This window comes from Micromonospora rubida, from assembly GCF_009908295.1.
Lineage (GTDB): Bacteria > Actinomycetota > Actinomycetes > Mycobacteriales > Micromonosporaceae > Micromonospora > Micromonospora rubida.
Genome location: NZ_JAAALO010000003.1, coordinates 371,631 through 393,827 on the forward strand (window position 1 = coordinate 371,631; position 22,197 = coordinate 393,827).

Genomic DNA, 22,197 nt, shown 5'->3' on the forward strand with positions numbered 1-22,197 from the left:
TAGGAGAAGTCCCTTGCAAGCGATCTCGTTGACCGGTCACGGCCCCGGAGGCCTGGAGATCCACGACGTACCGGATCCGGTCGCCGTCGGCAACCAGACCCTGCTCCGCGTCAGCAGCGCCGGCGTCAACTTCTCCGACGTCCACCTCGTCGAGGGGACCTACTCCCTCAAACCGCCGCTGCCGTACCGCCCGGGGATCGAGGCGGTGGGCACCACCGCCGACGGCCGCCGGATGCTGGGCCGGGCCCGGCAGGGGGCCTGGGCGGAGGTGTTCGTCGCCGAACAGTTCCTCGACGTGCCCGACTTCGTCTCCGACCGGGCCGCCCTCGCGATGGCCACCCAGGGGTTCACCGCCTGGCACATCCTGCGGACCATGGCCCGGATCACCCGTGGGGACACCGTCGCGGTGATGGCCGCCGCCGGCGGCGTCGGATCGATCGCCGTGCAGCTCGCCAAGGCGTGGGGGGCCCGCCGGGTGATCGGCGCGGCGTCCACCCCGGACAAGCGCGCGCACGCCGCCGCCCTGGGCGCCGACGAGACGGTGGACTCCACCATCGGCGACATCGGCGCGGCCCTGGTCGAGGCGAACGGGGGCCGCATGGTCGACGTCATTCTGGAGATGCACGGCGGTCCGCAGCTCGACTCGGCCCTCGCCGCGCTGGCCCCGTGCGGGCGGATGGTGATCTTCGGCGCGGCCTCGGGGGAGCCCGGCACCCCGATCCGGCCCGAGTCGCTGATGGCCGGCACCCGCACCATCGCCGGCTTCTCCGCGTACAACCTGGTCTCCGACCGGCACGAGGTGTTCCCGGAGACCATGGTGGGGCTGTTCGGCATGATCAAGAAGGGCCAGCTCGACATGGAGACGGGCCGGTCGTACCCGTTCAAGGACGTGGCGCAGGCCGTGACCGACATGCGGGCGCGGGTCACGACCGGCAAGGTCAGCCTGGACTTCGCGGGCTGAGCCGGATGGACGCCGTCCCCGCCGGGATCCCCGCCGCCCTGTGCCGCGCCGTGGCCGCCCACCCCGACCGCACGGCGCTCGTCGTCGCCGACGACGCTGTCACGTACGCCGAACTCGGCCGCCGGGTCGACGCGGTGGCCGTCGCCCTGGCCGGGTACGAGGTGGGCCGGGGCGACGTGGTGGGCATCCGCCTCGACCGCTCCGTCGACATGGTGGTGGCCCTGTTCGGGGTGCTGCGGGCGGGGGCGGCGTACGTCCCGGTGGACCCGGCGCATCCGGCCCGGCGTCAGGCGGCGGTCCTCGCGGAGGCGGGCGTCACCCGGCTGATCACCGAACCGGGCACCCCGACCGGCCCGGACGTCGTGGTGCCGGAGCTGGCCGGCGCGCTGCGCGGGGCGGTCACCGCCGACCCGGCCGCGCTCGCCCGGCTGCCCGAGGTCACCGCCGCCGACCTGGCCTACGTGGTCTTCACCTCCGGTTCCACCGGTCGTCCCAAGGGGGCGATGGTGCCGCACGGGGCGGTCCTGGCGTTGGCGGGCGGGCTCCTCGCGTGCGGGGCGGCCGGGCCGGGACACGACGTGGTGGCGTGGAACGCCGGCCTGTCCTTCGACGCCTCGGTCCAGCAGTGGTCGCGGCTGCTGCGTGGGGACACCGTGGTGCTGCTCCGCGAGGCCGAGCGGCTCGACCCCGCCGCGTTCGCCGAGGTGCTACGCGCCCGTCGGGTCACCGACCTCGACATCACCCCCACCCACCTGCGGGCGCTGCTGCCGCACCTGGACCGGTCCGGGGACCTGCGCATCCTGGTCGGCGGCGAGGCCATCGGGGACGGACTGTGGGCGGAACTGACCGCCCGGCCCGGGACGAGGGCGTACAACGTCTACGGGCCGACCGAGTGCACCGTGGACACGGTGGTGGCCCGGGTCGGTGCGGCAGACCTGCCGGTGATCGGCCGGCCCCTGCCCGGCGTCCGGGCGCGGGTGGTCGATCCGGCGCTGCGCGAGGTGGGGCCGCAGGAGCTGGGTGAGCTGCTCCTCGCCGGCCCTCAGGTGGCCTGGGGGTATCTGGGACGGCCGGCGGCGACCGCCCTGGCGTTCGTGCCGGATGCCGGCGCCGGACCGGGCGGGCGGGCGTACCGCACCGGCGACCTGGTGCGGCGGCTGCCCGACGGGGACCTGGCGTACCACGGCCGGCGGGACCATCAGGTGAAGATCCGGGGGGTACGGATCGAGCTGGGCGACATCGAGCACGCGTTGCGCCGACTGCCCGGGGTGACCGACGCGGTGGCGCTGGTCCGCGACGGCGCTGTCGTGGCGGTGGTCACCGGGCGGCCCGACCCCGGCGCCTGGCGTGCCGACCTGGCCGACGTCCTGCCGGCCGCCGCCGTACCCGCCGACCTGGTGGTCCTGGCGGCGCTGCCCCGCAACGCCAGCGGCAAGGCCGACCGGGCGGCCGTGGCCGCCCTGCTCCGCGCGACCCCGGTCGACCCCGCCCCCGCCGGATCCGCCGCGCCGCCGATGACCGACCGGGAACGCTACGTCGCCCGGCTCTGGACGGAGGTCTTCGGGGCCCGCGACCTCAACGCGGACAGCGAGTTCGCCGCGCACGGCGGGCACTCCCTGTCCGCGATGGTCGTCGCCGGGCGAGCGGCCCGGGAGACCGGACGGGCCGTCACCGTCGCGGACGTGCTGGCCGAATCCACCGTCGGCGGGTTCGCCGCCGTCCTGGACGTCCGGCCCGCCGCCGTCGCGCCGCCGCGACCCGCCCGCGCGGTCACCGGGGCCCGGCGCAGCGCCCCGCTGGCCCCCCAGCAGGAGGGGCTGTTCCTGCTCCACCAGATGTACCCGCACTGCTCCGCCTACCACGTCCCGGCGCTGCTGCGCCTGCACGGTCCGGTCGACCTGGATCGTCTCGACCGCGCGGTCGCCACCGTGCTGGGGCGGCACGCGGCCCTGCGTACCCGGGTCGGCATGGTCGCCGCCCGGCCGGTCCAACTGGTCGCGGACCCGCCGGAGGCCGGCGGCCTTGTGGTGGTGGCCGACCCCACCGGCACCGTCGAGGACTGGGCGGCCGAGGTGGTGCGCCGCCCGTTCCGGCTGGACACCGGCCCCCTGTTCCGGGCGGAGGTGCTGGTCACCGGGGCGGACACCTGCCTCCTGGCCCTCGTCGGGCACCACATCGTGGTCGACGGCTGGTCCATCGAGGTGGTCCAGCGCGACATCGGCCGGGCGTACCGGGGCGAGAACCTTCCCGAGCCGGTGCAGTTCCCCGCGGTCGCCGCCGCCGGTCGTTCCCCGGAGCACCGGGCCGTGGTCGAGCCGGAACTCGCCTGGTGGCGGAAGCGGCTGGCCGACCTGCCCGGGCCGGTCCGGCTGCCGTTCGCCCGCCGCCGCCCGGTCACCCCCCGGTTCCGGGCCGGGCGGGTGGCCCACCGACTCCCCGAACAGGTGGCCGGAGAGCTGCGCGACCTCGCGGTACGTCATCGGGTGCCGCTGTTTCCCCTGCTCGCCCTGGGCCTGGCGACGGTGCTCAACCGGTACACCGGGCAGGACGACCTGGTCATCGGCACCCCGGTCGCGGACCGGGACGACGCGGACCTGGCCGACTCGGTGGGCTTCTTCAACAACTCGCTGGTCCTGCGCCTGGCCGTGGACCGGAACCGGTCGGTGCGGGACAACCTGCGCATGGTGGCCGACGAGGTCGGCGCGGCCCTGGCCCACCGGCGGGTGCCCTTCGACGAGCTGGTTCGGGAACTTGCCCCGCCCCGGATCGCCGCCGCCAACCCGATCTTCCAGATCTGGTGCAACCTGCTGTCGTATCCGGCGACGCCGCTGCACCTCGGCCCGGGGACCCGGGTCGAGGTGCTCACCCCGCCGATGCCGGGAGCGTTGTTCGACATCTCGGCGTACTTCGCCGACGACCGCGACGGTCTCGGGCTGGAGCTGGTCTACGACCTGGACCTGTTCGACCACGACCAGATCGAGGCACTGGCCGAGGACTGCGTCCGGGTGCTCGCCGACCTTCCTCGCGACGCCGCCCGCCTGCTCGGCGACGTCGGACGGGCCGACCCGAGCACGGTACGGTCGCCCTGGCTGGCGTACCCGCCGGTCACCTCGTCCGCGGCGGAACTCGGGCGCACCCTCCTGGCCGCGCTGCGGCGCACCGGGAACCGCCCGGCGGTCCTGGCCGGTGACGAGACGGTGACCGGCGACCGGCTCGCCACGGCCGTCGTCGACCTCGGGACGGCGCTGGACCGCGTCGACCCCGGGCGACGGCGTGCGGTGGCGGTGCTCGGCGGCCGGCGTCCGGCGTTGGTCGCGGCCCTGGTCGCCGCACTGGCCGGGGCCAGGACGTTTCTGCTGGTCGACGCCGGCCTGCCGCCGATCCGCCGAGAGCGGATGCTGGCCGCCGCCGGCGACCCGGTCGTGGTCGATGCCACCGGTGACCGCCCGGTCGTGCGCCCGGACGAGGCCACCGGCGCCCCGGCGGCCCGGGCCGGGGCGGCGCCGATGTCCGGTCCGGGATCGCTGCCTGCCGGGACGGCCTACCTCGCGTTCACCTCCGGCAGCACCGGTCACCCCCGGCCGGTGGCCGCCTCGGCGGCCCCGCTGGCGGCCCTGCTCCAGTGGTACCCGGCCGCGTACCGGCTCACGGGGGAGGATCGGTTCTCCGCGCTCGCCGGGGTCGGCCACGACCCCCTGCTCCGTGAGGTGCTGGTCGCGGTGGCGGTGGGCGCGCCGGTGCACCTGCCGGCAGCCTCGGAGGCGGCGTCGCCGACCGCGCTGGTCGGCTGGCTCGCCGCCGGGCGGATCACCGTTCTGCACCTGAGCCCCGCCCTGGGGCGGCTGCTCGTCGCGGCCGGTCAGGCGGCCGGCGTCCGGCTGGTCGACGTCCGGCTGGTCGCCTTCGGCGGCGGCGCGGTGGACGCTCGGGACGTCGCTGGTATCGCCCGGCTCTGTCCCGGGGCGCGGGTGGTGTCGCACTACGGTGCCACCGAGACCCCCCAGGTGGCCGCCACGATCGACCACGGCCGTCCCCGATCCCGGGAGACCACGGACAACCGGCCGCTGGTCGGCCCGGCCTCGCCCACCGCCGAGATCCTGCTCACCGACGACGACGGGCGCCCTGTGCCGGTCAACGCGGTGGGCGAGATCCGGGTCCGCAGCCCGTACCTGGCCCTCGGGTACCCGGGGGATCCGACCGGCACGGCCCACCGGTTCGGGCCGGACCCGGCTGGCGAGAAGGGCGTGCGGGTGTACCGGACCGGGGACCTCGGGATGGCCCGGCCGGACGGCACCATCGAGTTCCGGGGCCGGGCCGACCGGCAGGTCAGCCTCAACGGCACCCGGGTGGAGCTGGACGAGATCGAGGCGGTGCTGCGGGAGCACCCCGACGTGACCGACTGTGTCCTCGCCGACGGGCCCGACGGGGTGACCGCGTACGTGGCCGGGCCGCCGGAGCTGACCGGGGACGGCTTGCGCCGGCACCTCGCCGACCTGCTGCCGGCCACCATGCACCCCGGTGACCTGCGGATTCTGGCGGCCATGCCGCTCACCCCGAACGGCAAGCCGGACATCGACGCGCTGCGTGCGATCGCCACCACGGCCGCCGCACGTGCCGACGGGCCCATGGTGTCGCTGGTCGAGCGGGTCTGCGCCGCAGCCCTGGGCCGCGACACCCTCGGACCGGATGTCAACTTCTTCGATGCCGGTGGTTCGTCGCTCAGGCTGATCGAGGTGGAGGCCCGGCTCAGCCGTGCCCTGGGTGCTCCCGTCGGCTTGGCCACGCTCTTCCAGAATCCGACCGTCCGATCGCTGGCGGCGGCCGTCGACCGGGTCGCGACCCAGCCATCGATAGGGAGTGTCCACGGTGAGTAGTCCGGACGATCGGCGGGCCCTGGTCCTCGTCGGGTACGTGCAGGGTTGGCTGCCGATGCTGCGCCGCACCGTCGGCGACCTGCGGGTGATCATCATTGAGGAGCCGGCCGTGGCGTACGCCCGGGGGGCCCGCGCCCACCTGGCCGCCCACTGGCCCGAGTGCGACCTGTACGAACTGGACTTCCGCCGCCCGATGGCAGCCGACCTGTTCCACGTCTGGCATCCGGATCTGCGGATCCGGGCGGTCGTCCCGGTCGACGACGCGGGGGTGGTGTTCGCGGCGCGGTTGTCCCAGCGCCTCGGTCTGCCCGGCGCCGGACCGGCGTCGGCGGAGGCCCTCGGCGACAAGTTCCTGCTACGCCAGGTGGCGGAGGCTGGTGGCGTCGCCGGCCCGCAGTGGCGGCTCATCCGCTCGCCCGCCGACGCGGTGGCCTTCGCCGAGCGGGTTCCCGGCGGGCTGGTGCTCAAGCCGACCGCGCGGGCGGGCTCGTCCGGGGTGCAGATCGTCCGGGACGCCGCCGAGGTTCCGGCGGGATGGGAGCGGATGGTCGCCCCGCCGGCGCACAGCAGCACGCGTTTCTCGGCGGTGGAGTCGTACCTGGCCGAGCGGCGCATGGTCGGGCGGCAGTACAACGTGAACCTGCTGGTCCGCGGGGGAGAGGTGCTCTTCCGCAACGTCACGGCCACCGATGTCGCCCCGGGTGCGCATCCGGTGCCGGTGACCGAGACCATCGACCCGGACCTGCCGCCGGCGCAGTACGCCCAGCTGGTCGCCGCAGCGGAGCGGCTGGTCGCCGCAGTCGACTTCGACACGGGATTCATCCACAGCGAGTGGATCCTGGAGGACGGCGTGGTCCGGCTGGTGGAGTGCGCGGGACGCCTCGCCGGTGGCCCGATCATGCTGATGATCGGATACTCGTACTCCTACGACATCGTCGCGGCGTACCTGGCGGTGATGTCCGGCGAGCCGCTGGACGTGGCCCCGCCGGCCCGGCCGCGCCTGGCCTCGATGCTGCTGACCAAGCACGTCCGGCCGGGGCTGGTGACGGCGGTCACCGGCGCCGAGGCCGCCCGGGCGCGGGATGGTGTCCTGGCCCTGGACGTTTTCGTCGCCGAGGGAGACCGGGTGGGGGAGCTGGTTTCTCTGCCGAGCGTGGCCGCCCGGACGGTCATGATCGGCCGGACCGTCGCCGAGGTCCGGCGGGCCGGCGAGGACGCCCTCGCCGTCCTCGATGTCAGCACCGTCCCCTTCGGGGTCGAGGACGGCCGCAGCGGGAGTGCGGCATGAGCGCCGGAGCCGGCCGCAGGCGAGGTGGTCGTCAGGCCGACCGGGCAGGCGCGGGGTCGCTGACGACGCAGCCGGATCGTCAACCCGGGGTTGACGATCCGGCTGCGTCAACCTATGGTTGACGCATGACGAATCCTGCCCAGATGTCCAGCTCGATCCGCCTCGACGACCTCATCGCGGGGATCAAGAAGGCCCACACCGACACCCTCGACCAGCTCTCCGGGGCGGTCGTGGTGGCCGACCACCTCGGCGACCTCGCCGACCACCTGATCGGCCACTTCGTCGACCAGGCCCGCCGCTCCGGCGCGTCCTGGACGGAGATCGGCCGCAGCATGGGGGTGAGCAAGCAGGCGGCGCAGAAGAGGTTCGTGCCGAAGGCGTCCACCGAGCCGTCGACCCTCGACCCCAACCGCGGGTTCGACAACTTCACCCCGCGCGCCCGCAACGTCGTGATCGCGGCCCAGGAGGCGGCCCGCGCCGCCGGCAACGCCGAGATCCGCCCCGAGCACCTGGTGCTCGGGCTGCTCGGCGAGCCCGACGGCCTCGCCGCGCGGGCGGTCGTCGCCCAGGGCGTACCGCTGGAGCGGTTGCGGGAGGCCGCGACCGCGGCCCTGCCGGCGCCGACCGACACGCTGCCCGCCCTGATCCCGTTCGACCCCGGGGCGAAGAAGGCGCTCGAACTCACCATGCGGGAGGCGCTGCGGCTCGGTCACCGACACGTCGGCACCGAGCACGTCCTGCTCGGCCTGCTGGAGGTGGAGAACGGTGCCGGCGTGCTCACCGGGCTCGGCGTGGAGAAGGCCGCCACGGAGGCCACCGTCGCCGAGGCTCTCGCCGCCGCACAGGAGTAGGAGGGGCTCCCACGCCCTTCGGGTGGGCGGGGGCCTTCGCGCCGCCGCCCGGCGACCGCCGGGCGGCGACGGGGGCGTCAGGAGGCCGTGGGCGGCACCGGAGAGCTGGCTTCGGCGGCGGGGAAGCCGTACCGGAGCGCGTGCTCGGGGTCGGCCGGGTCGACCTGCCGGGCGCCGGCGTCGGCGAGCCGCTTGTTGACCTCGTCGAGCTGCTCGCGGACCAGCCGGGCCTCCTCCTCGGTGACCCGGCCCCGGTGCGGCTTGCCGGCATGCTCGATGGTGCCGTAGTCCGGCTTCTCGGCGCCCTTGCGCGCCTTCGGCGGGCGGACCCGCTCGGCGGTCTTGAGCAGCTGGGCCATCGGCACGTCGGTGGCCATCGCGTCGAACTCGCTGGCGGTCAGCACCACCCGGCGGGGCTCGCCGCCGCCGTGCTGGTCGTGGATCTCCACCACCGCGACGTCCAGCGTGGCGTCGTCGATGCTCTCCACCTCGGCCGAGGTGGCGTCCAGCTGCACGGGGCCGGCGACCAGGTCGGGGTGCTCCAGCACCACGACGCGGACCACCTCGTCGCCCGGCCGCAGAACGGTGCCGCTGAAGTCGGAGACGTGGATCGTCTTCTTGCCCATGCGCTGAGCTTCTCCTGTCGATGACCGGAATTTCGGACCAGAAGAAGTTACCCGACAGGTGTGCGAAAACCCCGGCTGGACCCGGCCGGGTGTGTCGCCGCCGACGTTGATCCGTTGCGCCCGCCGGGACGGCGGGCCATGCTCACCCGATGGCTGACCCGTCGACGACCCAACGGCCACCCGGACCCGCTGGCGGCCGGGTCGAAGCAGGCGACGCAACGGTCCGGGTCGGAGACCGAAGGGGAGAGGTGACCGGCCCCGGGCCGCGCACCGAGGCCGAGGCGCTCGCCGTACAGGACCGGTTGCGACCCCTCGCCGACCTGGTCGGGCCGGGTCCCGCCGCGCCCGCGACGGTGGCCGGCCTGGACGTCGCGTACGCCGAGAGCGGCGACCGGCTCGCGGCGGCCGTCACCGTGCTGGACGCCGGGACGTTGGCCGTGGTGGACCGGGCGGTCGGCGTGGGGCGGCCCGCGTTCCCCTACATCCCGGGGCTGTTCGCCTTCCGGGAGCTGCCCGCGCTGCTGGACGCGCTGGAGAAGCTGACCGTCCGCCCCGAGCTGCTGGTCTGCGACGGGCACGGGCTGGCCCACCCGCGCCGGTTCGGGCTCGCCTGCCACCTGGGCGTGGCCACCGGGCTGCCCGCGATCGGGGTGGGCAAGACGCCGCTGGTCGGCGAGTGGGAGCCGCCGGCCGTCCGGCGCGGCGCCTGGTCGCCGCTGCGCGACGGCGGGGAGGTGGTCGGCCGGGTGCTGCGTACCCGGGACGGGGTGAAGCCGGTCTTCGTCAGCGTCGGACACCGGATGAGCCTGGACAACGCCTGCGCCCGGGTGCTCGCGCTGACGCCGAGGTACCGGCTGCCGGAGACCACCCGCACCGCCGACCAGCTCTGCCGCGAGGCGCTGGCCGCCGCCTCCTGACGGACCCGCCGCCCGCCCCCGTGGTGCCCGCCCCTGCGGCGGCGGGGGTGGGGCGGTTTCCGTAACGCGGAGCACATGCGGGGCGCTCGACGAACCATCAGGTCTCGCACCCGGTAGTAACCTGACCAGCGGTCCCCACCCGGGGAGGAACGGCGAGGTGAGCATGGCGGTACGTCGGCAGGCGACGCGGTTCACGGCAGTCTGCGTGATGCTGGGCGGCCTCGTGGCCGTCGCGGCGGCGCCGGCCCTGGCCGACGGCGACTCGGTGCGGGTGCGCTCGACCAACAGCTTCCGGCCGGGTGGCTCGCCGGGGGCGGTCAACGTCGAGGTGCGCAAGCGCACCGAGGGCTGCGTGCTCGTCCGCACCGGGCTGGGGCTGCGGCTCGACGGCCTCGCCGCGGACCAGGTCACCGTCCAGGTGGCCATGGCCGGCCGGTGGTGGCCGGTGTCGGTCTCCGGCGGCGGGGGCGGGGTCACCGCGAGCCAGGTCACGCCGACGAATCCCACGCTGTGCAAGGGCAAGAGCGTCACGGTGCGTTACCGGGTGACGTTCCGGGCGGGCACGTCGGGCGGCCGGCTGGAGCTGGCCGGTACGGCGACCAACGCCCTCGGCCGTGCCCTCGGCCGGGACGCCACGGCGGCCCGGGTGGCCGGGGAGAAGAAGCCGGGCCCGTCACCCACCCCCACGCGTACGCCGTCGCCACGCCCGACCGTCGCGCCGACCGAGGCGGTGGACGTCGACGGCCCGACCCTGGCCGCGGCCGTCGCCCGGGCCGGCTCGGCCACCCCGGTCGCCGTCGAGGAGGACTCCGGCGGTCTGTCGGTGTTCATGCTCGTCGGCATCGGCCTGGTCGTGGTGGGCATCGGCCTGATCGTGCTGCTGGTGCGCCGGTCCCGGGCCGACAAGGAGCCGGCCGACGACCGGGGTGCGTACCCGCCGGTGCCGGTGCCGCGTAACCCGGGCGGTACCACGTACCGCTCCGGAGGCGGGGCGGCGACCCCGCCCGCGCCGCCCGCCAGCGGGGTGTACGGCCGACCGGCCGTGCCCTCGTCCGGCGGGGTGTACGGCGCCCGCCCCGGCCCGCCGGCCAGCGGCGGCGGGGTCTACGGCGGTGGTACGGCGTACCCGGCCGGTGGCGCCCCGCCCCGGCAGCCCGGCCAGCCCGAGGCGCAGGGACCGGGTGGCACGCCCGGACCGGGTGGGACCCCGGGGCGGGGTGAGCCGCCCGCGCCGGCCGGCGGGGGCGACGCGACGACGATCATGCCCCGGCTCCCCGGCTGAGGCGGGGGAGGCAGGGGCGCTCCGATACGCTCAGGTGCGTTGAGGACCTGCGGCCAAGGAGCGGAACCTGTGTCTGATCTGTCCCGGATCGTGAAGGCGTACGACGTCCGGGGCACGGTGCCGGACGAGTGGGACGAGCGGGCGGCCGAGGCGCTCGGCGTCGCCTTCGGTCAGGTGCTCGCCGCCGCCGACGAGCCCGGCGACGCGGTGGTGATCGCGCACGACATGCGGGCCAGCGGCCCGGCCCTGGCCGAGGCGTTCGCCGCCGGCGTCCGGGCGCAGGGGCGGTCGGTGATCGAGCTGGGGCTCGCGTCCACCGACATGCTCTACTACGCCTCCGGCATCCTCGGCCTGCCCGGTGCCATGTTCACGGCCAGTCACAACCCGGCCAAGTACAACGGCATCAAGTTGTGCCGCTCGGCCGCCCGCCCGATCGGGCAGGACAGCGGCCTGACCGACATCCGGGACCGGGCGCAGGCGCTGCTCGACTCCGGCGCCGCGCCCCCGGCCGGGGCGCCGACCCGGCCGACCGAGCGGCGCGATCTGCGCCCGGAGTACGCCGCCCACCTGCGCGGGCTGGTCGACCTCTCCGGCATCCGGCCGCTGAAGGTCGTGGTCGACGCCGGCAACGGGATGGGCGGCTGGACGGTGCCCAGCGTGCTCGGCGATGCCGTGCTGCCGGCGCTGCCGCTGGAGATCGTGCCGCTCTACTTCGAGCTGGACGGCACGTTCCCCAACCACGAGGCCAACCCGCTGGACCCGGCGAACCTGGTCGACCTCCAGCGGGCCGTCCGCGAGCACGGCGCCGACCTGGGGCTGGCCTTCGACGGCGACGCCGACCGCTGCTTCGTCGTCGACGAGCGCGGCGAGCCGGTCTCCCCGTCGGCGATCACCGCCCTGGTGGCGGCCCGCGAGCTGGCCCGGCATCCCGGTTCCACCGTGATCCACAACCCGATCACCTCCCGGGCGGTGCCGGAGATCATCGCCGAGCACGGCGGCAAGCCGGTGGTGGCCCGGGTCGGGCACTCCTTCATCAAGGCCGAGATGGCCCGCACCAACGCCGTCTTCGGTGGGGAGCACTCCGCCCACTACTACTTCCGGGACTTCTGGTTCGCCGACACCGGCATGCTGGCCGCGATGCACGCCCTCGCCGCGCTCGGCGGGCAGGACCTGCCGCTCTCCGAGCTGGCCCGGGAGTACGAGCGGTACGTCGCGTCCGGTGAGATCAACTCGACGGTGGCCGACCAGGCGGCGAGGGTGGCCGAGGTGCGCGCCGCGTACCCGGAGGCGACCGCCGACGAGCTGGACGGGCTCACCCTGAGCTTCGCCGACGGCGCCTGGTTCAACCTGCGTGCCAGCAACACCGAGCCGCTGTTGCGGCTGAACGTCGAGGCGCCGACCGAGGAGCGGATGATCTCGCTCCGCGACGAGGTGCTCGACCGGGTTCGCCGATAAGATCGCCTGCGCCGGTCGGCACCGTCGACCGCCGTCCCCGCACCGTGGAAGGAGCCGCACCATGGCCCTGGACCCGCAGTTGCTCGAGATCCTCGCCTGTCCGGACACACACCACGCCCCGCTGGACTACGACGCCGGGGCGCAGACGCTGACCTGCACCGAGTGCGGTCGGATCTTCGAGGTGCGCGACGACGTGCCGGTGTTGCTCCTCGACGAGGCGCGCGGCGGACCCGCGCAGCAGCCGTGATGGAGGGAACGGCCGGAGTCAGCGGTCGCCGGAACGCCGACGAGGCCCTGCTGGACGACCCGGCCGCCCTCGCGGAGCACGACCCGGGCGGCATGCTCCGGTTCACCGCCTCCGCCGGGGCGCAGGTCCGGGAGTCCGCCGCCCTGACCGCCGAGACGAACCTCACCGCGCTCGCCGACGACGGCCGTCCCCGGGCGGTCGTCATCGCCGGCATCGGCACGGCCGGGCGCACCGGGGACGTGCTGGCCACGGTCGCCGGGCCGCGCTGCCCGGTCCCGGTCATCCCGCACCGCAGCGCCGGCGTGCCCGGTTGGGTGGGCGCCGCCGACGTGGTGATCGCGGTCAGCGCCTCCGGCCGCAGCCCCGAGGCGCTCGGCGCCGCCGAGGCCGCGCACCGCCGGGGCGCCCGGCTGGTCGCCGTCGGCGCCCCCGACTCGCAGTTGCAGGCGGTGGCCGAGCGGGCCCGCGCCCCGTTCATCCCGGTGCCCCGCCGCGCCCCGGCCCGGGCCAGCCTGTGGGCGCTCACCGTGCCGGTTCTGCTCGCCGCCCGTACGCTCGGGCTCGTGAAGGTCAACGAGGCGGATCTTGCCGAGACGGCGGCGCGGCTCGACGCGGACGCCGACCGGTGCCGTTCGACGGCCGAGTCGTTCGTCAACCCCGCGAAGTCGCTGGCCCTCGGGCTGGCCGGCTCCATCCCCATCGTCTGGGGCTCGTCGCCGTTGGCCACCGTGGCGGCCCGCCGGTTCGGCGACACCCTGTCGGCCAACGCCCGCTACCCCGTGGTCAGCGGGGCGCTCGGCGAGGCCGGCCGGGGGCGGGTCGGCCTGCTCGACGGCGTGTTCGGTGGCCTTGCCGAGGGAATGCGGGACATCTTCGCCGACCAGGAGGAGACCGAGGCGGAGGGCACCCGGCTGCGGCTGGTGCTGCTGCGCGACGGCGGCCTCAACGCCGAGGACGACGCCGACGAGCCGTTGGCGGTCGAGGAGCGTCGGGCCGACGCCGTGCAGACCCTCGCCGAGCGGCGCGGGGTGCGCTGCGACGTGGTGACCGCCGAGGGCGGCTCCGCGTTGGAGCGGCTCGCCTCGCTGGTGGCGGTGCCGGACTTCGCCGCCGTCTACCTGGCCCTGGCACACGGACTGGACCCGATGGCGGTTCCGGCCATCACAGAAATGAAGGAGCTGGCAAACCAGTGAGCACGTGCGGCATCGAACGGGGACCGGCATGAGCGCCAACGGCGGCACCAAGGCGATCGTCGCGGCGCTGTTCGCGAACGTGGGCATCGCGATCACGAAGTTCGTCGCGTTCCTGTTGACCGGCTCCTCGTCGATGCTGGCCGAGTCGATCCACTCGGTGGCCGACTCCGGCAACCAGGGCCTGCTGCTGCTCGGCGGTCGGCGGGCCAAGCGCGCAGCCACCCCCGAGCACCCCTTCGGGTACGGCCGGGAGCGCTACATCTACGCGTTCATCGTGTCGATCGTGTTGTTCAGCCTCGGCGGCCTGTTCGCGCTGTACGAGGCGTGGCACAAGGCGGCCGACCCGCACGGGATCACGGAATGGCAATGGGTGCCGGTCGTCGTGCTGGTCGCGGCCATCGTGATGGAGAGCTTCTCCTTCCGCACGGCGATCAAGGAGTCCAACCACACCCGGGGCAACCAGTCCTGGGTGAACTTCATCCGCCGGTCCAAGGCCCCGGAGTTGCCGGTGGTGCTGCTGGAGGACTTCGGCGCGCTGATCGGTCTGGTCTTCGCGCTGGTCGGCGTGGGGATGACCCTGATCACCGGCAACGGCATGTGGGACGCGGCCGGCACCGCCATGATCGGCGTCCTGCTGGTGATCATCGCGATCGTCCTGGCGATCGAGACGAAGAGCCTGCTGCTCGGCGAGGGCGCCGAGGCGAAGGACGTGGCCGCGATCGAGCGGGCCGTCACCGCCGGCCCGGAGGTCGAGCGGATCATCCACATGAAGACGCTCTACCTGGGCCCGGAGGAGCTGATGGTGGCCGCGAAGATCGCGGTCCCGGCGTGCGAGAGCGCCGAGGATGTGGCTCGGGGGATCAATGCCGTCGAGGCCCGGATCCGCGCGGCGGTCCCGCTCGCCCGGGTGATCTACCTGGAGCCGGACATCTGGTCCGTCGCGGCGAAGCGGGCCGGCACCGGCGCCGCGGCCCCCACGGCCGTCCCGGACACCCCGGGGGGCGGCACGCCGGGGGCGGCTGTGCGCGAGACCCACGCCGGGAGCTGAGCATGGAACCGCTGCACGGGCCGATCCGGGACTACGCCTGGGGCTCCCGCTCGGCGATCGCCGAGTTGCAGGGGCGCCCGGTGCCCAGCGCGGGGCCGGAGGCCGAGCTGTGGCTGGGCGCGCACCCGGCCGCGCCGGCCACGGTGCGGCGCGACGACGCGGCGGCGAGCCTGGTCGACCTGCTGGCCGCCGAGCCGGGGCGCTGGCTCGGCGACCGGGTGGTCGAGCGGTTCGGCCCCCGGCTGCCGTTCCTGCTCAAGGTGCTCGCCGCGGACGCCCCGCTGAGCCTCCAGGCCCACCCGGACCCGGAGCAGGCCCGTGTCGGGTACGCGGCCGACGCGGCGCGTCCGGCGGGGGAGCGCAACTACGCCGACCCGCACCACAAGCCGGAGTTGCTGGTCGCGCTCTCGCCGTTCGAGGCGCTCTGCGGGTTCCGCGATCCGGCGGAGTCGGCCGAGGCGCTGGCCGCGTTCGGCGTACCGGCGCTGGAGCCGGTGGTGGCGGCGCTGCGCAGCGGCCCGGCGGGGCTGCGGGAGGCCGTACGGCTGCTGCTGAGCTGGCCGGCGGCGGAGCGGGCCGGGCTGGTGGCGGCAGCGCTGGCGGCGCAGGCCGCCGGGCCGGGCGCGGAGTTGGCCCGAGCGCTGGCCGCCCACCACCCGGGCGACCCCGGGGTGCTGGTGGCGCTGCTGCTCAACCATCTCCGGCTCGCGCCCGGGGAGGCGATCTGGATGCCGGCCGGCAACCTGCACGCCTACCTGCGGGGCACGGGCGTGGAGATCATGGCGGCCAGCGACAACGTGCTGCGCGGCGGGCTGACCCCGAAGCGGGTGGACGTCGACGAGCTGCTGCGGGTGCTCCGCTTCGAGGTGCTCGACGACCCGGTGGTGGCCCCGGAACAGGTGTCCGCCGGGGTGGTCCGCTGGCCGGTGCCCGTCGACGACTTCGCGCTGCACCGGGTGCGGCTGGACGCCGGTGCGCCGCCGGTCCGGCTCGCGGTGCCGGGCCCCCGGGTGGTGCTCTGCCGGGCCGGGAGGCTCTCGGTCGACGACGGTCGGGGCGGTGTCGCCCTTGTGCCGGGGCAGTCCGCGATCGGCCCGGCCGACGCCGGCCCGCTCGTCCTCGACGGCGAGGGCGAGGCGTACGTGGCCACCCCCGGGCTCGACTGACCGTCGCCCCAGTTGGGGGAAGGTCGGCCCCACTCGGCCGACACATATCCGAAATTCCCGGAATAGCTTGACGTTGCCCTGGCGCAGTGTGAATCTATGAGTACGCAGCGTTAACGCGACGAAGGTCCGGAAGCGTGCGGGGAACCAAACCGGGGGGATGCGCGGGGCGGCCGGGCAGTGGGCGGAAAGTCCGTTCACGACCGACCGCCCCGCGCGCTGTCCGCTCTCGCGCGTAAGGTAAAGGGTCGGGCAGCACTTCGTTCGTTCGACAGGAGCTTCTATGACCAGCACCCTCCCGGCTACCCCCAGCGGCAGGCCGTCCGAGGCCCGGCCGAGCACCCTCGCCGAGGGCGACTACAAGGTGGCGGATCTGTCGCTCGCCGAGTTCGGACGCAAGGAGATCCAGCTCGCCGAGCACGAGATGCCGGGCCTGATGGCGATCCGCCGAGAGTTCGCCGAGGCGCAGCCCCTCGCCGGGGCGCGGATCACCGGCTCGCTGCACATGACCATCCAGACCGCCGTGCTGATCGAGACCCTGTTGGCGCTCGGCGCCCAGGTCCGCTGGGCCTCCTGCAACATCTTCTCCACCCAGGACCATGCCGCCGCCGCGATCGTCGTCGGCCCGGAAGGCACTCCCGAGGCCCCGGCCGGCGTTCCGGTCTACGCCTGGAAGGGCGAGAGCCTGGAGGAGTACTGGTGGTGCACCGAGCAGGTGCTGGCCTGGCCGGACGGCGAGGGCCCCAACATGATCCTCGACGACGGCGGCGACGCCACCCTGCTCGTGCACAAGGGCGTCGAGTTCGAGAAGGCCGGGGCGGTTCCGCCGGTCGAGTCCGCCGACTCCGAGGAGTACGCGGTCATCCTTGAGGTGCTGCGCCGTTCCCTCACCGAGGACGGCCAGCGCTGGACCCGGATCGCCGCCGGCATCAAGGGCGTGACGGAGGAGACCACCACCGGAGTGCACCGGCTCTACGAGATGCACCGCGCCGGCACCCTGCTCTTCCCGGCGATCAACGTCAACGACTCGGTGACCAAGAGCAAGTTCGACAACAAGTACGGCTGCCGTCACTCGCTGATCGACGGTATCAACCGGGCCACCGACGTGCTGATCGGCGGAAAGATGGCCGTCGTGCTCGGCTACGGCGACGTGGGCAAGGGCTGCGCCGAGTCGCTGCGCGGCCAGGGCGCCCGGGTCGTGGTGACCGAGGTCGACCCGATCTGCGCCCTCCAGGCGGCGATGGACGGCTACCAGGTCGCCACCCTGGACGACGTGGTCGGGCAGGCGGACATCTTCGTCACCGCCACCGGCTGCTTCGACGTCATCACCAACGAGCACATGGCCCGGATGAAGCACCAGGCCATCGTCGGCAACATCGGTCACTTCGACAACGAGATCGACATGGCCGGCCTGGCCAAGCGCTCCGACGTCGAGCGGATCAACATCAAGCCGCAGGTCGACCTGTGGAAGTTCGCCGACGGGCACTCGATCATCGTGCTCTCCGAGGGCCGGCTGCTGAACCTGGGTAACGCCACCGGGCACCCGAGCTTCGTGATGTCGAACTCGTTCGCCAACCAGACGATCGCCCAGATCGAGCTGTTCACCAAGCCCGAGGACTACCCGATCGGCGTCTACGTGCTGCCCAAGCACCTGGACGAGAAGGTCGCCCGGCTGCACCTGGGCGCGCTCGGCGCGAAGCTGAGCACGCTGACCAAGGAGCAGGCCGCCTACCTGGGCGTCTCGCAGGAGGGCCCGTTCAAGCCGGAGCACTACCGCTACTGAGCCGCACGACAGGGACCGGGTCGGCCGCGCCGCGGCGGGCCCGGTCCCTTCGCGTGTCGGGCCGCCGCGTGGTCGAGTGACGTCGCCCCGACCGGCTTGACGAGTTCACGGAACGGGAGGAAGGTATGGCTGCCCTAAGTTAGCCGAGCAGCCTTACGGATCACGGAGTTCCGATGTTCGCCACCTACCTGATCGGCCTGCGGGAGGGCCTGGAAGCGACCCTGGTGGTCAGCATCCTGGTCGCCTTCCTCGTGAAGTCGCAGCGCCGGGACCGGCTTCCCCAGGTGTGGGCGGGCGTCGGGCTCGCGGTGGCCCTCTCGGTGCTGTTCGGCTGGCTGATCGAGTACACCTCGACCTCGCTGCTGGCCCGCTCCGAGGACCGGGAGCTGTTCGAGGCGGTCACCTCGGTCGCGGCCGTCGTCTTCGTCACCTGGATGATCTTCTGGATGCGCCGGGCCGCCCGGACCATGGCCGGTGAGCTGCGCGGCAGGCTGAGCGAGGCGCTCGCCGTCGGCTCCGTCGCGGTGGCCGGGATGGCCTTCCTCGCGGTGATCCGGGAGGGCCTGGAGACCGCCCTCATCTTCTACTCCGCCGCCCAGGGCGCGGCCGGGGACAGCGGGCCGCTGCTGGCCCTGATCGGCGGCATCGTCAGCGCCGTGGCCATCGGCGTGGGCCTCTACTTCAGCGCCCTGAAGATCAACCTGTCCACGTTCTTCACCTGGACCGGCGCCCTGCTGATCCTGGTCGCCGCCGGCATCCTCAAGTACGGCGTGCACGACTTCCAGGAGGCCGGCGTGCTGCCCGGCCTGAACGACCTGGCCTTCGACATCACCGGAGTCCTCGACCCGGGCACCTGGTACGCCGCCCTGCTCGCCGGGATGTTCAACGTCACCCCCGCGCCGAGCGTGCTGGAGACGGTCGCCTGGGTCGCGTACGCCCTGCCGGTGCTGCTGATCTTCCTGCGCCGGCCAGCCGCCCCGGCCCGGCCCGCCCCGAACACCGCCGTCGAACCGTCCGGCCCGGCGGCCCCCGGCACCGAATCTTCCACCACCAGCGGAACCGGGCCGGCGACCGCGTCGCCGCGCGCCTGACCTGACGAGGAGAACTCCTGATGCGTACCACCCGCTTCCTGGCGCTGGCCGCCACCGGCGTGCTGGCCACCACCGGCGTCGCCGCCTGCGGCGGAGCGGAGAAGGACGGCGCAGCCGGCGACGGGGGCCCGATCACCGTCAAGGCGAACGACACGACGTGCGAGGTCGGCCGGACCGACCTGCCCGCCGGTCAGACCTCCTTCAAGGTGACCAACTCCGGTGCCAAGGTCACCGAGTTCTACATCTACGCGGCCGGGGACCGGGTGATGGGTGAGGTGGAGAACATCGCCCCCGGGCTCAGCCGCGAGCTCCGCGTCGAGCTGCCCGCCGGGACGTACGAGACGGCCTGCAAGCCCGGGATGATCGGCAAGGGCATCCGGGGTGCGCTGAAGGTCAGCGGCACCGCCGCGACCGTCGCCCCCGACGCCGCGCTGGCCGAGGCCACCGCGAGCTACCAGCGCTACGTCAACAGCCAGACCGCCGCCCTGCTGACCAAGACCGAGGAGTTCGTGGCCGCGGTCAAGGCCGGCGACGTGGCGAAGGCCAAGGCGCTGTATCCGGTGGCCCGCACCTACTGGGAGCGGATCGAGCCGGTGGCGGAGAGCTTCGGCGACCTCGACCCGAAGATCGACGGCCGCGAGGAGGTCATCGAGGAGGGCATGGAGTTCACCGGCTTCCACCGGATCGAGAAGGACCTCTGGACGACCGGCGACATCAGCAAGGACGGCCCGATCGCCGACCAGCTCCTGGTCGACGTCAAGGCGATCGTGGCCAAGGCCAACGCCGAGAAGCTCACCCCGCTCCAGCTCGCCAACGGCGCGAAGGCGCTGCTCGACGAGGTCGCCAGCGGCAAGATCACCGGCGAGGAGGAGCGCTACTCGCACACCGACCTCTGGGACTTCAACGCCAACCTGGAGGGCTCGAAGGCGGCGATCGCCTCGCTCCGCCCCGCCCTGGAGCAGCGCTCCCCGGAGCTGGTCGCCCAGCTCGACAAGGAGTTCGCCAACGTGGAGACCGCGCTCGGCAAGCACCGCGACGGCGACGGCTGGAAGCTGCACACCGCGCTGAGCAAGGCCGACCTGAAGGAACTCTCGGACAGCATCAACGCGCTGGCCGAGCCGATCAGCAAGGTGGCGGCGGTCGTCGCCCGGTGACCGACCGCCCCGGTGGGCGGCGCAGCGAAGAGCAGGGGAGGGTGACGGCATGAGCGGGAACCAGGTGTCCCGGCGGAGGGCGATCACGCTCGCGGGCGCGGGGGTCGCCGGGGTGGCCGGCGTCGCCGTCGGGGCCGGCGCGCTGGCCCGGGGCGGGGGCGACCGCGCCGCCGCCGACCAGGGCGCGGCGGCCGGCGCGGTGCCGTTCCACGGCGAGCACCAGGCCGGCATCACCACCCCGGCCCAGGATCGGCTGCACTTCGTCGCGTTCGACGTCGTCACCAAGGACCGGGCCCGGCTCGTCGACCTGCTCCAGGAGTGGACGGCCGCAGCCGCCCGGATGACCGCCGGTCGGGACGCCGGGGTGCTCGGCGCGGTCGGCGGCGTCCCCGAGGCCCCGCCGGACGACACCGGCGAGGCCCTGGGCCTGCCCCCGTCGCAGCTCACCCTCACCATCGGCTTCGGCCCGACGCTGTTCCGCGACGCCCAGGGGAAGGACCGGTTCGGCCTCGCCGGCCGCCGGCCCGCCGCGCTGGCCGACCTGCCGCACTTCGCCGGGGACGCGCTGCGCCCGGAGCTGTCCGGCGGGGACCTCTGCGTCCAGGCCTGCGCCAACGACCCCCAGGTGGCGGTGCACGCCATTCGGAACCTGGCCCGGATCGGCATGGGCGTGGTGAGCGTCCGGTGGTCGCAGCTCGGCTTCGGGCGCACCTCGTCGACGTCCCGTGGGCAGGCCACCCCGCGCAACCTGTTCGGCTTCAAGGACGGCACCGCCAACCTCAAGGCCGAGGACGCCGGGCTGCTGCGCGAGCAGCTCTGGGCCCAGCCGGGCGACGGTCCGGACTGGATGACCGGCGGGTCGTACCTGGTCACCCGCAAGATCCGGATGCTGGTCGAGACCTGGGACCGCAGCTCCCTGGTCGAGCAGGAGCAGATCGTCGGCCGGACCAAGGGCAGCGGCGCCCCGCTGGGCCGGGGCGACGAGTTCGACGAGCCCGACCTCGCCGCGAAGGGCGACGACGGCCAGCCGCTGATCGCCGAGACCGCGCACGTCCGGCTCGCCCACCCCAGCCAGCACGACGGCGCGCGCCTGCTGCGCCGGGGCTACAACTTCGTGGACGGCTCGGACGGGCTGGGTCGGCTCGACGCCGGGCTGTTCTTCATCGCCTACCAGCGGGACCCGCGCAAGCAGTTCGTGCCGATCCAGACCCGGCTGGCCCGCAACGACGCGATGAACGAGTACCTGCGGCACGTCTCCAGCGGCATCTTCGCCTGCCCGCCCGGGGTGCGCGACGGCGGCGACCACTGGGGCCGGTCGCTCTTCGGCTGACCCGCCCGGCCCGCGTGCCGGCGGGTCAGTCGCCGGCCCCGGCGGCGCGCGGCCCACCCCCGGCCGGCGCCGGGGCCAGCTCCGGCCACAGCGTCGCGGTGCGGGCCCGGGCCCGGTGCAGCCGGTGGGTCGCCCGGCGGTGCCGCTCGGCCAGCACGGTGGCCAGGCACACCCCCTGGGGTACGCCGGCCGGCGGCGGCGGGGTCGTCACGGCTGCCACCTCCGCCCAGAGCGCCCCGGCCAGCCGGGACCGGGCCGGCTCGGCGAACCGGTGCGCCCGGGTGACGTACTGCCGGACGGCCAGCGCGAGGTCGTCGTCGAGGCGGGTGAGGTCCAGCGCGTACGCCCAACCGGCCAGCGCCGGGGCCAGCAGCGGGGCGGGCCGCCAGGCGGTGGCGACGCGGGTGTGCACCACCATCGTGCCGGCCACCAGGTCGCCGAGCCGCCGGCCGCGCCGGTCGGTGAGCATCACCGCCACGCTCGCCACCCAGCTCAGCAGAGGCAGCACCAGGCCGGGCCACTCCACGGCGACCCCGACCAGGGCCCGGGTCAGCGACTGCCGCAGCCCCACCGGCCCGCCGTCGACCCGGACCACCCGCAGCCCGACCGCCAGCTTGCCGGGCGTGCGGCCCCCGGCGAACCGCTCCCACAGCGTCGGGTAGCCGACCAGGACCAGGATCGCCCCGACGGTCTGTAACGCGCCGCTGAGCGCCGCGTCCGCGAGCCCGGCGGGGAACGCGGCCACCGCCGCCGACAGGCAGACCACCAGGACCACCGCGATCCCCGCCTGCGCCACCAGGTCGAGCAGCAGCGCCAGCACCCGGGAGCCGATCCGGGCGGCCCGGACGTCCAGCGCCACGGCCTCGCCGCTGACCAGCCCGGCGTCGCCGCCGGACGCGCCGGTGGCCGGTGCCGGTGGTTGCGCGTTCACCAG

General features: G+C 74.5%; 17 protein-coding genes. 15 read left to right on the forward strand and 2 right to left on the reverse strand.

Annotation, left to right across the window (positions count from 1 at the left end; genetic code table 11):
* Window positions 1-13 precede the first annotated feature (13 nt).
* The 4 genes from GVV04_RS11300 to GVV04_RS11315 all read left to right on the forward strand — a co-directional run bounded on the left by GVV04_RS11300 (window position 14) and on the right by GVV04_RS11315 (window position 7,974).
* Window positions 14-961 carry a quinone oxidoreductase family protein gene (locus GVV04_RS11300; protein ID WP_161687332.1) on the forward strand — a complete coding sequence of 316 codons (948 nt, stop codon included), beginning with the start codon at window positions 14-16 and terminating at the stop codon, window positions 959-961.
* A 5-nt stretch (window positions 962-966) separates the two neighbouring features.
* The gene (locus GVV04_RS11305) at window positions 967-5,835 is read left to right on the forward strand and encodes a non-ribosomal peptide synthetase (RefSeq protein WP_161687334.1); all 4,869 of its coding nucleotides are present in this window, start codon (window positions 967-969) and stop codon (window positions 5,833-5,835) included.
* The gene (locus tag GVV04_RS11310; RefSeq protein WP_161687336.1) at window positions 5,828-7,123 is read left to right on the forward strand and encodes an ATP-grasp domain-containing protein; all 1,296 of its coding nucleotides are present in this window, start codon (window positions 5,828-5,830) and stop codon (window positions 7,121-7,123) included. The genes GVV04_RS11305 and GVV04_RS11310 overlap by 8 nt, the downstream gene beginning before the upstream one ends.
* A 125-nt stretch (window positions 7,124-7,248) precedes the next feature.
* Window positions 7,249-7,974, forward strand: coding sequence for a Clp protease N-terminal domain-containing protein (locus GVV04_RS11315; RefSeq protein ID WP_161687338.1), 726 nt, complete (start codon window positions 7,249-7,251; stop codon window positions 7,972-7,974).
* 77 nt (window positions 7,975-8,051) lie between these two features.
* On the opposite strand, the gene GVV04_RS11320 is transcribed toward GVV04_RS11315, so the two are convergent.
* A complete protein-coding gene (locus GVV04_RS11320) occupies window positions 8,052-8,600 on the reverse strand; it encodes a hypothetical protein (RefSeq protein ID WP_161687340.1) in 549 nt (182 codons plus the stop codon).
* Window positions 8,601-8,848: 248 nt separating this feature from the next.
* On the opposite strand from GVV04_RS11320, the gene nfi reads away from it, so the two are divergent.
* The 11 genes from nfi (at window position 8,849) to efeB (ending at window position 21,263) form a co-directional block, all read left to right on the forward strand.
* The gene (nfi, locus tag GVV04_RS11325) at window positions 8,849-9,517 is read left to right on the forward strand and encodes a deoxyribonuclease V (RefSeq protein WP_328822315.1); all 669 of its coding nucleotides are present in this window, start codon (window positions 8,849-8,851) and stop codon (window positions 9,515-9,517) included.
* A gap of 163 nt (window positions 9,518-9,680) precedes the next feature.
* Window positions 9,681-10,799 (forward strand): hypothetical protein, encoded by a 1,119-nt coding sequence (locus GVV04_RS11330; protein WP_201753295.1) that lies wholly within the window; start codon window positions 9,681-9,683, stop codon window positions 10,797-10,799.
* Between the two features lie 69 nt (window positions 10,800-10,868).
* Window positions 10,869-12,254: a phosphomannomutase/phosphoglucomutase gene (locus tag GVV04_RS11335; protein ID WP_161687342.1), complete on the forward strand. Its 1,386-nt coding sequence runs from the start codon at window positions 10,869-10,871 to the stop codon at window positions 12,252-12,254.
* Between the two features lie 61 nt (window positions 12,255-12,315).
* The gene (locus GVV04_RS11340) at window positions 12,316-12,501 is read left to right on the forward strand and encodes a Trm112 family protein (protein WP_117665810.1); all 186 of its coding nucleotides are present in this window, start codon (window positions 12,316-12,318) and stop codon (window positions 12,499-12,501) included.
* On the forward strand, window positions 12,498-13,694 hold the full coding sequence (locus tag GVV04_RS11345) for an SIS domain-containing protein (RefSeq protein WP_161687343.1): 1,197 nt from the start codon (window positions 12,498-12,500) through the stop codon (window positions 13,692-13,694). The genes GVV04_RS11340 and GVV04_RS11345 overlap by 4 nt, the downstream gene beginning before the upstream one ends.
* A gap of 28 nt (window positions 13,695-13,722) precedes the next feature.
* Window positions 13,723-14,742 carry a cation diffusion facilitator family transporter gene (locus GVV04_RS11350; protein ID WP_161687344.1) on the forward strand — a complete coding sequence of 340 codons (1,020 nt, stop codon included), beginning with the start codon at window positions 13,723-13,725 and terminating at the stop codon, window positions 14,740-14,742.
* A gap of 2 nt (window positions 14,743-14,744) precedes the next feature.
* Window positions 14,745-15,908, forward strand: a complete 1,164-nt coding sequence (gene manA / locus GVV04_RS11355; protein ID WP_161687345.1) for a mannose-6-phosphate isomerase, class I — start codon at window positions 14,745-14,747, stop codon at window positions 15,906-15,908.
* A gap of 280 nt (window positions 15,909-16,188) precedes the next feature.
* On the forward strand, window positions 16,189-17,688 hold the full coding sequence (gene ahcY / locus GVV04_RS11360) for an adenosylhomocysteinase (RefSeq protein ID WP_161687346.1): 1,500 nt from the start codon (window positions 16,189-16,191) through the stop codon (window positions 17,686-17,688).
* 173 nt (window positions 17,689-17,861) lie between these two features.
* The gene (gene efeU, locus GVV04_RS11365; RefSeq protein ID WP_161687347.1) at window positions 17,862-18,779 is read left to right on the forward strand and encodes an iron uptake transporter permease EfeU; all 918 of its coding nucleotides are present in this window, start codon (window positions 17,862-17,864) and stop codon (window positions 18,777-18,779) included.
* A 20-nt stretch (window positions 18,780-18,799) separates the two neighbouring features.
* A complete protein-coding gene (gene efeO / locus GVV04_RS11370) occupies window positions 18,800-19,933 on the forward strand; it encodes an iron uptake system protein EfeO (protein WP_161687348.1) in 1,134 nt (377 codons plus the stop codon).
* Between the two features lie 49 nt (window positions 19,934-19,982).
* A complete protein-coding gene (gene efeB, locus GVV04_RS11375) occupies window positions 19,983-21,263 on the forward strand; it encodes an iron uptake transporter deferrochelatase/peroxidase subunit (RefSeq protein ID WP_161687350.1) in 1,281 nt (426 codons plus the stop codon).
* Between the two features lie 25 nt (window positions 21,264-21,288).
* On the opposite strand, the gene GVV04_RS11380 is transcribed toward efeB, so the two are convergent.
* Window positions 21,289-22,194, reverse strand: coding sequence for an RDD family protein (locus GVV04_RS11380; protein WP_328822316.1), 906 nt, complete (start codon window positions 22,192-22,194; stop codon window positions 21,289-21,291).
* Between the last annotated feature and the right edge of the window lie 3 nt (window positions 22,195-22,197).